The sequence below is a fragment of the Novosphingobium beihaiense genome (genome assembly GCF_022832375.1).
GTDB lineage: Bacteria > Pseudomonadota > Alphaproteobacteria > Sphingomonadales > Sphingomonadaceae > Novosphingobium > Novosphingobium beihaiensis.
In genome coordinates this window covers 380,872-392,268 of record NZ_JALHLG010000003.1, presented here as the reverse complement: position 1 = coordinate 392,268, position 11,397 = coordinate 380,872, and the positions used below count along the sequence as shown (strand labels likewise).

The 11,397-nt window shown below is 65.1% G+C and carries 7 protein-coding genes; 3 read left to right on the top strand and 4 right to left on the bottom strand.

The annotated features are described in order from the left end of the window. Positions 1 to 101 precede the first annotated feature (101 nt). The 3 genes from cueR to MTR66_RS03035 form a co-directional block, all read right to left on the bottom strand. Positions 102 to 515 carry a Cu(I)-responsive transcriptional regulator gene (cueR, locus tag MTR66_RS03045; protein ID WP_243917779.1) on the bottom strand — a complete coding sequence of 138 codons (414 nt, stop codon included), beginning with the start codon at positions 513 to 515 and terminating at the stop codon, positions 102 to 104. Next, positions 512 to 2,875, bottom strand: coding sequence for a heavy metal translocating P-type ATPase (locus MTR66_RS03040; protein WP_268740165.1), 2,364 nt, complete (start codon positions 2,873 to 2,875; stop codon positions 512 to 514). Before MTR66_RS03040 ends, cueR begins: the two co-directional genes overlap by 4 nt. 69 nt (positions 2,876 to 2,944) lie before the next feature. Continuing rightward, a complete protein-coding gene (locus tag MTR66_RS03035; protein ID WP_243917777.1) occupies positions 2,945 to 3,328 on the bottom strand; it encodes a ribonuclease HI in 384 nt (127 codons plus the stop codon). A gap of 294 nt (positions 3,329 to 3,622) precedes the next feature. Here MTR66_RS03035 and MTR66_RS03030 point away from each other — a divergent pair, with 294 nt between their 5' ends. The 3 genes from MTR66_RS03030 (at position 3,623) to MTR66_RS03020 (ending at position 8,328) form a co-directional block, all read left to right on the top strand. After that, positions 3,623 to 4,549 (top strand): glycerophosphodiester phosphodiesterase family protein, encoded by a 927-nt coding sequence (locus tag MTR66_RS03030; protein ID WP_243917775.1) that lies wholly within the window; start codon positions 3,623 to 3,625, stop codon positions 4,547 to 4,549. Positions 4,550 to 4,618: 69 nt separating this feature from the next. Beyond that, entirely contained in the window at positions 4,619 to 7,348 is a 2,730-nt protein-coding gene (locus MTR66_RS03025) for a TonB-dependent receptor (protein ID WP_243917773.1), read from the top strand. Between the two features lie 83 nt (positions 7,349 to 7,431). Next, positions 7,432 to 8,328, top strand: coding sequence for a glycerophosphodiester phosphodiesterase family protein (locus tag MTR66_RS03020; protein WP_243917771.1), 897 nt, complete (start codon positions 7,432 to 7,434; stop codon positions 8,326 to 8,328). A 56-nt stretch (positions 8,329 to 8,384) separates the two neighbouring features. Here MTR66_RS03020 and MTR66_RS03015 read toward each other — a convergent pair whose 3' ends face one another. Then, complete coding sequence (locus MTR66_RS03015) at positions 8,385 to 11,384, bottom strand: TonB-dependent receptor (protein WP_243917769.1); 3,000 nt, start codon at positions 11,382 to 11,384, stop codon at positions 8,385 to 8,387. Between the last annotated feature and the right edge of the window lie 13 nt (positions 11,385 to 11,397).

Sequence of the window (11,397 nt, the reverse complement as noted above, 5' to 3'; positions counted from 1 at the left end):
CTTTTCTCGTTAATGCGAGTCAATCGCAATATCAAATATTGGCTGGCGTGGCAGTGCTGTTTTTCACGTTGGGCGGACAGGCATGGCCGAGACTGCCTGTTTCAGGCTTCACCGGCTTGTGGATCACCGGACTTGGCGAGCTCGCTCAGGATCGGGCAATCGGGGCGTTCGTCCCCGTTACAGCGGTCGGCGAGGTCTTGCAGGGTTGCGCGCATAGCCTGCAACTGGGCGATCTTCCCGTCGAGCGTTCCGATGTGGGTAAGGGCCATGTTCTTCACTTCGGCGCTCGCCCGCCCCTGATCGTTCCACAGCTCCAGCAGAGTGCCGATCTCTGGCACGGAGAAACCCAGATCGCGGGCGTTGGCGACGAAACGCAGACGGTGCACGTCGCGCTCGTCATAGTCGCGATAGCCGCTGTCCCGCCGGGCCGGGGGCGGGATGAGGCCAACCTGCTCGTAATGGCGGATCATGCGCTGCGAGACGCCGCTCTTCGCCGAGGCCTGGCCGATGTTCACAGCGCCACCCGGTTGAGCCGCAAGGCATTGCTGACCACGCTCACCGATGACAGCGACATGGCGGCGGCGGCAATGACAGGGGAGAGCAGGATGCCGAAGACGGGATAGAGCAATCCGGCCGCGATCGGCACGCCCGCCGAATTGTAGGCGAAGGCGAAGAACAGGTTCTGGCGGATGTTGCGCATGGCCGCCGCGCTGAGGCTGCGCGCGCGGACGATGCCAGTAAGGTCGCCTTTGAGCAGTGTTACGCCCGCGCTTTCGATGGCAACGTCGGTGCCCGATCCCATCGCGATCCCGACATCGGCCGCCGCAAGCGCGGGGGCATCGTTCACACCGTCGCCCGCCATGGCGACGACCCGCCCTTCCGTCTTGAGCCGCGCCACAACCGCGCTTTTCTGATCGGGCAGCACTTCGGCTTCCACCTCGTCGATGCCCAGTTGCCGGGCGACGGCTTGCGCCGTCGTGCGGTTGTCGCCTGTCAGCATGACGACGCGGATGCCTTCGTCCCGCAAGGCGCGCAAGGCCTCGGGCGTCGTCTGTTTGACCGGATCGGCGATGGCGATGATGCCCGCGGCCTTGCCGCCGATCCCTGCGTAGATGGCCGTGGCCCCTTGCTCGCGCAGCTTGCTGGCCTGATCGCGCAAGGGGGCGATGTCGATGCCCTGGCTGGAAAGGAAGGGCTCGTTGCCCAGCACGACCGGCGCGTTCTCCACTGTCCCCAGCGCCCCTTTCCCGGATGGAGAATCGAAATCGCTGACCTGAGGCACGGTGAGCTTCCGGCTATCGGCTTCGGCGGTAATGGCTGCGGCGAGGGGGTGTTCCGAGGCCCGTTCCACGGCGGCGGCAAGGCGCAGCAGTTCGTCTTCGCTCCAGGGCGCAGAAGCCACGATGCGGGTGACTTTCGGCTTGCCTTCGGTCAGCGTCCCGGTCTTGTCGACAACAAGCGTATCGACTTTCTCCAGCCGTTCGAGAGCATCGGCATTGCGGATCAGCACGCCGAGACCGGCACCACGCCCCACGCCGACCATGATCGACATCGGCGTGGCAAGCCCGAGTGCGCAGGGGCAGGCGATGATGAGCACCGAAACGGCGGCGATCAGGGCATGGGCGAGGCGCGGCTCCGGCCCCCAGAATGCCCATGCGGCAAAGGCGATCACGGAAACCAGGAGCACGGAAGGCACGAACCAGCCCGCGACACGGTCCGCCAGCCCCTGGATCGGTGCGCGTGAACGCTGGGCGTCGGCCACCATCTGCACGATGCGCGAGAGCATGGTGTCGCGCCCGACTTTCTCGGCCCGGATGACCAGCGCGCCGGTCTGATTGATCGTGCCGCCAATCACTGTGTCTCCCACGGTTTTGGTCACGGGCATCGCTTCGCCAGTGATCATCGATTCATCGAGCGATGAGCGCCCGTCCGTGACTTCGGCATCGACGGGGACTTTCTCGCCCGGCCGCACACGCAGCCGGTCTCCGGCGGCGATGTCCTCCAGCGGCACTTCGCTTTCGCTGCCGTCCGCGGCAATACGCCGCGCGGTCTTGGGGGCTAGCTGCAGCAGAGCCTTGATCGCGCCCGACGTCTTCTCCCGGGCGCGCAGTTCCAGAACCTGCCCCAGCAGGACCAGCACGGTGATGACCGCCGCGGCCTCGAAGTAGACTGAAACCGTCCCATTCTCACTGCGGAAGGACGGCGGGAACAGGCCAGGAGCAAGGGCGGCAATCATGCTGTAGCCCCAGGCCACGCCCGTACCCATCGCGATCAGCGTGAACATATTGAGATTGCGCGATTTCACTGAAGCCCAGCCGCGCGCGAAGAAGGGCGCGCCCGCCCAGAGCACGACAGGCGTGGCCAGAACAAGCTGGATCCATACCGATGTCCGTTCGGGAACGAGCCGATGGATCGCGGGGATGAAATGCCCGCCCATCTCCAGCAGGAAGACCGGCAGTGCCAGCGCCAGGGCAATCCAGAAGCGGCGGCTCATGTCGATCAGCTCTTCGCTCGGGCCGGTATCCAGCGAAACCGTTTCCGGCTCCAGCGCCATGCCGCAGATCGGGCAGGCCCCGGGATGATCCTGCCGGATTTCCGGGTGCATCGGACACGTCCAGACGGCGCCGGGCGGAACGTCCTGTTCCTGACCGGAGGAGGGATTGAGATAGCGTTCGGGATCGGCTTCGAATTTCGTCCGGCAACCAGCGCTGCAGAAGACATAGTCCTGCCCGTCATGCTGCGAGCGGTGTTTCGCCGCCGCGGGATCGACCGTCATGCCGCAGACCGGATCACGCACGGCACCGTCCCCGGGGGCTGCGTGGGCATGATGATCGTGGGTGTGGCCGTGATCATGATCGTGATCGCAAGGCGTCATCGGATATCTCCTTCGCGTGACGCTGCCCTGTATGAACCCTGACACAATGTTAGAGTCAAGCGTTGGGTTTTATCGCGGATGCCGGGCGGCCAGCGCGATCCCGGCCAGGTTCTGCGCGCGTTTGATCCAGCGGACCCGGCGCGGCGGGGCTTTGGCCGCAAGGGCAAGGAATGCGGCGGCGTGCCTCTGCGCGGTCTGGCCGCAGCGCAAGGCGCTGTTGGCCTGTTCGATCACCCCGCGCGCATCGCCGATCAGGTCTACGCCGGTCAGGTTCAGCGATTGCGCCAGTTCCAGCGCGCTGATCAAGGCCAGCCATTCGGCGTCGCTGCTTGTGCCGTGGCCCAGATCATCGAACAGATAGGCACGGCCGTGCACCACCACGGCAGCCTCTACAGGGCCGGGATTGGGGCGGCAGCCGCCATCGAAGAACACCTTTACCCTGCGCTGCGTCATGGCAGGTGCTTTGCCGTGGCCGGTGGATGACCGCAATGCCTTCCGGGCGTGCGCTGCCCTGTGCAGGCCGAATGCGGACAGGCGCCATGGCTATCGGAAATTTTTCCGCGCGGGGCCTGTCAGATTTTCTAGCCTGCCCCGTCTTGTCTGTGAACGGCCGGGAAATGAGGCCTTCAACGGGGAAGTTCAGTGCAGTTTTCTTGCAGCGTACCGTCGCTGGCCCATGCGGGCTGGCGAGCTGGCGGCGTGCGTCCGGTTCACAGGCGTTCGCCACGGGCATCTTTTGCAGGCGCCTTGTTGGCGTTGATGGCCGTGCTGGCATCCGCCGTGCTTGCGCTGCCGGTTGCGGCGGCGCGCGTTCCGGTGCGCAAGGCGGAACTCGAACGGCGTCTGGCCGGGCCGGACGGGACCGTGATGGTCGTCGCGCACCGGGCCTGCTGGAAAGGCACCTCGGAAAACAGCCTCGATGCCATTCGCGCCTGCATCGCGGCGGGCATCGACATGGTGGAGCTGGACGTGCGCGCCACGCGCGACGGCAAGCTGGTGCTGATGCACGATGCCACTGTCGATCGCATGACCGAGGGCACCGGCAACGTTTCCGATCTCGACTGGGCGGACCTGCGCAAGCTGCACTTGCGGGAGGGGAAGGGCCGCAGGGGCGACGAGCCCGCGCCGCTGACCGCGCGGCGCATTCCCACTTTCGAAGAGGCCCTGCGCGCGGCGAAGGACCGTATCCTTATCAACATCGACGCCAAAGTGCCGCTGTCTCCGGCTATTCTCGCGATGATCGATGCCGCCGGCGGGCGGGCGCAAGTGCTGTTCAAGGCCGAGGCGCCGCTCGAACAGGTGCGCGAACTGGCGCCCTGGTTGCAGGACGTGCACTTCATGCCGATCCTGCGCGAACCGTATATCAAGGCCGATCCGGCCATGGCCGTGGCCGCCTACGATCCGGTCCGCCCCGTCGGCTATGAAATCGACGTCAAGGACCGCGCCTTTGCGCCGGTCATGACGCCGCTGATCCATGCCCGCTGCGCCCGCTACTGGGTGGACAGTCTGGCTGGCCGCGCCTTTTCCGATACCGATGCGGTTCATGATCCGGACGCGGTCTGGGGCAGGCTGGTGGCGCTCGGCGTCGATGCCATCCAGACCGACGCGCCGGTCAGGCTCAAGGCCTATCTCCGGCGAACGGACCGCCGCGCCTTAAGCTGTCCGGGCGGCTGACGCTCGCCGCGCCCTTCCTTTTCCACCCTCCCTGACACCTGTCTTCCGATCAACAGGATACCTGTACCTATGAAACGCACGCTTACGTTCTCATCCGCCGCCGCCGTTTCGGCGCTGGTCGCCGGTCTTCTCGCCACGCCGCTGCATGCGCAGACCGCAGATGCGGAGCAGCAGAAGAAGGAGAAGGACGCGCAAGCCTCCGCCATCGTCGTGACCGGCTACCGCTCGTCGAACACCGCCACCATCGAGGCCAAGCGCAGCGCGGTCGGCATCACCGACTCGATCGCGCAGGATCAGGCCGGGCTGCTGCCCGATCTCACCATCGCCCAGGTCGCCCAGCGCATTCCCGGCCTCGCGCTCGTGCCGGACTTCGGCACGTCCAACGACCGCTCGCCCGATCTTGCCGAAAGCGTGATGATCCGCGGCATCGGTTCGGCCTACAACCTCGTTACGATCGACAGCCTGCCGCTGGCCACCACCTCTTCGGACAGCCGCGGTGCGCGGATCGAGCTGCTGCCGCCCTCGTTCGTCAGCCGGATTGATGCGATCAAGACGATCACCGCCAATCTCGACCCGCACGCGCTGAGCGGCCAGCTCGACCTGATCACCGCCAGCGCCTTCGACACCGGCAAGACCACGCTGGTCGCGCGCGCCTCGATCGGCGACAATTCGACCGCCGGTTCGCTCGACGTCGATCAGGGCCAGAACGTGCGCGCGGACGCCACGTTCAGCAGCACCTTCGGCCAGAACCACGATTTCGGCATTGTCGTTTCGGGCTCATTCTCGAAGTACTATTCGAGCAATTACGACCAGAAGCCGGGCGCGGTCGATTCCAGCTACCGCCTCTATGACAACGACACCGGCGAGGAGATCGACGACTACAACGATCTCGGCAACACCAACGGCTATCCCACCGCCGCGCGCAACCAGATCTTCATCTACGACGACAACGTGACGCGCGGCTCGGGCGTGATGAAGCTGGAATACAACCCCGGCAAGGCGACTTACGCCTCGATCTACACCGGATACTTCTACCAGAAGGAAGACGAGATCCGGAACGAGTACCTCGCCAGCGCCGATACCGGCACCGTGCCCGCCAACCAGACGGCGACTTCGGGCGAATGGGCGAGGGGCAAGACTTCGCTCGGCTATTCGCACCAGCCGCAGAAGCGCGAGACGTTCGTGGTCTCGGGCATGCTCGATCAGGATCTGGGCGGCCCGCTCGCCGGGCACTTGCGCGCCACCCATTCGCGCGCGCGGCTCAACACGATCCGCGACCGTTCCAAGTTCGGGACCAGCACCAGCGCCGAGGGCGGTTTCTCCTACGACCTCAGCCGGGGCTATCCGGTGCTCTCGTTCTACGATCCGGCTTACGATAACGATCCGGCGAACTATACCGAAGGCTACATCCAGCACATCACCCAGCGCGCGGCGCAGAATCTGACGTTCGTGGGCGGCAATCTCGATTACAACTTCGGCGCTGACGACCGCGGCTTCGGCTTCAATGTGGGCGGCAGCTTCCAGAACACCGACCAGTCCTATGACGAGGGCCGCGAGAGCGGCAAGCTGCTCGATGCCGAAGGCAACAAGCGTACCATGGTGGACTTCGTGCGCGGCGTGACCGAGCCGACCACCGATCCCGATGTCGATTTCCTGTTCATCGACGATGCCGCCTATCGCACCGCCTGGGCGGCGGCGGGCTATCCCAGCACCGACGACAACAGCGACGACGATATCAGCGACGACTACCAGCTGAACGAGAAAGTCACCGCCGCTTACGCCGAGGCCGCTTACCGGACCGACAGCTTCTATATCCGGGCGGGTCTGCGCTACGACAAGACCAAGACCGATATCGATCTGTGGTCGCAGGACGACAATCTTCCGGCCGAGCCCAATTCGGCCGCGCAATATGTCCGCACCAACCGGAAGGCGTCTTACGACTACCTGCTGCCCTCGGTGATCGCGAGCTACGACTTCGGCAACGGGGTGATCGTGCGCGCCGGGTACAGCAAGACCATCGGCCGCCCGAACTACAATTACTACGCGATCGGGGAATCGATCGGCCTGCCGGAAGACAGCGAGGAGAATTACATCTCCATCACGCGCGGCAACCCCGATCTCAAGCCGCGCACGTCGAACAATTTCGACTTGTCGCTCGAATGGTATCCGACCCCGGGCAGCATGATCTCGATCGCCGGGTTCTATAAAGATATCAAGAACCTGATCTTCATGCAGAACATCACGCAGGACGGGTTCGAATACGAAGGCGAGACCTATACCGCCCGCATCTCCACGCCGATGAACTCGCACGCTGCATCGGTGAAGGGCATCGAAGTCGGGCTGCGCCAGGACATGCACGATTTGGCCCCGGGCTTCCTGCGCAACTTCGTCGTCGCCGCCAACGCGACGTTCATCGACGGCGAGCAGACGGTGATCCAGTCGGACGAATCGATCCGCCAGGTCAACGGTCTGGAAGGCCAGCCCAAGTTCCTCGCCAATGCCACGGTATCCTATGAAACCGAGCGGTTCGGGGCCTCGGTGGCGTACAACTACGTCGACGACTACCTGAAATCGATCAACGAGGATTCGCAGGTCTTCGATATCTTCAGCAAGCATCGCGGCGAGATCTCGGCGCAAGTGCGCTACACGATCCTCGATGGCGTGACGATCATTGCCGAGGGCCAGAACCTCGCCAAGTCGAACATCGAATATTACCGCAAGATGCCCTCGGGCCGCCTCGTGGCCGAACGCAGCCAGAAGGGCCGCGTGCTCTGGCTGGGCGTGAACTGCCGCTTCTGAACCTGACAGGGACGATCCGCGGCCTGGCTTCGTGGCGGATCGTCCCTTGCCGTTTTCAAAAGCGAAGCCGGACAGGAAACCGTATGATCCCGATATTGGCCAAAGTCGCGGCCAAAGCCGCGCTGGCAGGCGTGCTGGCCATGGCCGCAACACCCGTTCTGGCGGCGCCGTTTTGCGGCAAGACGCGGCGCATCGCGGCGCTGGAGCGGCACTGGGCGAACCCCGCCGGGCGGATGATGATCGCGGCCCATCGCGGCGGCCATCTCAAGGCGCCGGAAAATTCGCTTGCGGCTATCGATGAGGCGGTGGCGGCCAAGGCCGACTTCGTGGAAACCGATGTCCACGTCACGACCGACGGCGTGCCCTATATCATGCACGACCACACCGTGGAGCGAATGACCGGCGGCATCGGCGGCAGCGAGGACATATCCTATGCGGATCTGCGCAAGCTGCGCCTCAAGGGCACGGACGCGCCGCCGCCCACCTTGCAGCAGTTTCTGATGCACACATGCGGGCGCGTGCTTGTCGATCTCGATATGAAGACCGATCGCGTGGGGCCGGTGATCGCCGTGGTGCAGGCGCTCGGCATGCTCGATCAGGTGGAAATGTTCGATAGCGACAGCACCACCCTGCGGGCGGCCTCGGTGTTGGCGCCCGGCCTTCAGGTGATGACGCGCCTGCGCACGGAGACCACGCTCGATGCGATCAACCGCGATCTGGCGCGGGTGCGGATCGTCCATGGCGATCCCCAGTCGCTCACACGGGCCGCGAGCCGTGCCATCGCGGCCATGCCCGCGCGGATCTGGGCCAATGCGCTGGGCGATACCGACGAGAGCCTGGCCCGGCACGATCCCGATGCCTGCGACAGGCTGAAAGGTCTGCGTGCGATGGGCGTCACGAATATCCAGACTGACTACCCGGCCTTGTTGCGCCGCTATCTGAAAACCTGCGGGCTGGCGGGCAGAGTGGCCCGGCGCTGAGCCGGGCGGCGCGTCCGGGCGGGATTCCCCCATGGTTCTGCCCGGACGCATTTCCCTTAGCGGTTCAGGCCCCAGTGCAGGCTCAGGCGAATGGTACGGGGCACTGAGTAGCTGTCCTTGAGCCATGCCATGCCGGGGCCGGTAAGGCTGGTCAGGCGTTCCTCTGTCAGGTTGGACACGTCGAGGATCACGCTGAAGCCCCGGGTGAAGTGATAGCGGGCCTGCATGTCGAACTGGCGGCGAGGCGCCCAATAGGCATCTTCCCACGGCCTGCCGGGCACGATGCTGCGCAGGGCACGCCCGGTCCAGTTCATGGCGCCGCGCAGTTCGAAGCCGTTGTCGTTGAAAAACACGCTGAGGTTGCGGATTTCCCCGGGCTGGCCGACCAGCCGATGAAGCGCCCGAACCGAGCCGTTCTTCAGCGGCACGGTCAATTTGCCGTCCAGCAGAGTCCAGTTCGCGCTGAAACCGACATGGCGCAGCAGCGGCGTAACGGGCTCCAGCGATCCTACGACAGCGCTTAGTTCCAGCCCCGAAATATGCGCGGCGGTGGCGTTTGCGGGGCGGAAAACACGGGCGAACCGGTAGTAGACGCCGCCATATGTGTAGCCGGTGGTAGTGGCGTCGAAGATCTCGTTGCGGATCGCCTTGTGGAACGCGGCGGCGGAGACCATGCCATCCCACGCGCCCGGCAGCGTCCATTCGGCGCTCAGGTCGAAATTGTCCGAGAGACGCGGTTTTATTCCGGGATTGCCGAGCCGGACGGAAACGCCCTGTGCATCGCCGTCTCCGGGCGTGGCGCCCGTTGCGAAATCGATCGAGGATCGCGGCGCATAGTCCTCGTAACTGGGGCGGCTGATCGTGCGGCTGTAACCGGCGCGCAGGCGCAATCCGGCGGCGAGGCGGAAATTCACGAGGACCGAAGGCAGCAATTGCACATAGTGCGCAGACGACTGGTGGGGTGACCAGGTATCGGCCACGCCGATGTATCCCCGGGTCGACAGCCGGGTGTAGTCGAGCCGCGCCCCGGCCAGAGCCTCAAAGCGGCCGGAGGCGAACCGGATCATGCCATAGCCGTCCAGCGAGCTTTCCGCATGCCGGAAGTCGTTTTGCAGTTCATCAGCCTCGTTGTCGGTGCGGGTTATCACACTGCGGTTGTCTTCGAACATTTGCCAGGCACGCGCCGGATCGATGACGAGCAGGGGCAGGCCGTTCTGGTTGAACGGCAGCCTTACCGCACTGACATATCCGGCGTCGGCCAGCGTTAGCCCGCGATCGGTGGTTTCATAGGCCTCATTGCTGAAACCGTAGGCATAGGTGGACCGTGTGGCGGATACGCCGGTGGCGAACCCGAAGCCGCGGTTTCCGCGGTCCGTATTGTGCCGCCACCCGGCTCGCAGCGCCTCGATGCGCGAATCCGCCGTGCGGCTGCGGTGCCGCCAATAGTCCGCGGCATAAAGCGAAAGGTCGGTATAGGCGGAGGGTGGCGGGTTGAAGCTGAACTGCAAGGGGGCCGTATCGTATGCAAAGCCGAGCAAGGGCGAGCCGGTGGACTTGCCTTCGGCATCCAGCCCGGCAGTGAATTTCACCATGTCATAGCGTTCGCGCATCATCGCGCGAGAGAAGCTGGCGTCGATTGTTATCCGGTCCTCTTCGCCGGGAGACCATGCCGCGCCGAACCTCGCAATCTGTGTCTCGTTGCGGGTGATGCCGTGGCGGTAACCCGTCTGGATGGCCCCCGCCTCGAACCGGCCTGATGTTGCGGTCTGATCGGCGGCACCGGGGCCTTCAGGGTCGATGATGATTTCGTTACGCGTAAAGCCATCGCGAAAGACGAGATCGGCGGCGAGTGCGGACAGGCGAAGCGTGCCGAGATCGGCTTCCGCCCGGGCCGTGACGCCCCATTGCCTGCGGTCGCTGCCATTGTACCAGTACTTGTCCTGCCGGGGCACGGGAATGCCGTTGCCGGTGCTGCCGCTTTCGGCCCGCGTGCCGTCATCCTTGTAAAAGTTGAGGTAGCCGCTGTCGGACGTTCCGTGGACGTCGCTGTTGTTGTCGAGATGGCGGTAGCTGGCCGATATCACCACGCCGAAACGGTGATCGGGGCCGAAAGTCCGGCTTGCAGTGGCAGTGGCGTGCGGGCCCAGTTCGGACTGGGGCTGTACTTGCGAATGGCGGCTGGGTCTGGCGAGACCGGCTTCGAGCGAAAGGAAAGGGGCACCGTGGTTGCCGAATGCGCTGCGGGTCTGCAGGTCTATCGCGCCGCCGATCGCATTGGGATCGAGGTCGGGCGTGAAAGTCTTGATCACCAGCAGGCGGCTGACGGCCGAAGCGGGCAGGATGTCGAGCCGCACGCCCCGGCTGGCGCTGTTGGAACCGGCATCGGGGATGCCGGTGGAGGCAATCGGCATGCCGTCGATCGTAACGTTGTTGTAGGCCTGCGTCAGTCCGCGCACGACGGGTGCAATCGGCACGTCGCGCGGATGTTCGTTGTCGGCTACCGGCAGCACCGAGACGCCGGGAATGCGGCGCATGGCGTCGGCCACTGTGCTGTCCGGCAAACGGCGGACTTCGTCGATGGAAAGGGCGTCGGCGATGTTGCGCATGCGCCGCTTGGCATCAAGTGCGCGCTGGTCTGCAAAGCGCTGGCCGATGACGGTAATCGGGGTGTCGGCCCCGGTTTGGCGGTGTCCGGCGCTTCGGCTTGCTGTTCCCGGCGCGGTGTGCTTGGCGGTTCGTGGCAGCCCGGATGCGTCCGGCAGGTGGCCGGGCAGGATCAGCACCACGCCACCCTTGCGGCGGTACGTCAGGCCAGTTCCGCGCAGCAGCGCAGCGAGCGCGCGTTCCTCCGGCATGGTGCCGCGCACGCCGCGCGTCCGCAGCCCTTTCAGCACTGCCGGATCGGCAATGACCTGGATGCCCGTGGCTTTGGAAAAGGCCGTCAGCGCGGGGGCGAGCGAACCGCCGGGAATGGCGAAGGCCGCTGTGCGCGCCTGCGCGGCGGGCGTCAGGGCCAGCAGCGTGGGAAACAACAGCAGATACCGGCAGGCGGCCATCAGGTCACCGCTG

Coding starts and splice junctions, on each gene's coding strand:
- MTR66_RS03040 (WP_268740165.1), bottom strand. CDS start 2,875: ATGACGCCTTGCGATCACGATCATGATCACGGCCACACCCACGATCAT.
- MTR66_RS03025 (WP_243917773.1), top strand. CDS start 4,619: ATGAAACGCACGCTTACGTTCTCATCCGCCGCCGCCGTTTCGGCGCTG.
- MTR66_RS03020 (WP_243917771.1), top strand. CDS start 7,432: ATGATCCCGATATTGGCCAAAGTCGCGGCCAAAGCCGCGCTGGCAGGC.
- MTR66_RS03035 (WP_243917777.1), bottom strand. CDS start 3,328: ATGACGCAGCGCAGGGTAAAGGTGTTCTTCGATGGCGGCTGCCGCCCC.
- MTR66_RS03015 (WP_243917769.1), bottom strand. CDS start 11,384: ATGGCCGCCTGCCGGTATCTGCTGTTGTTTCCCACGCTGCTGGCCCTG.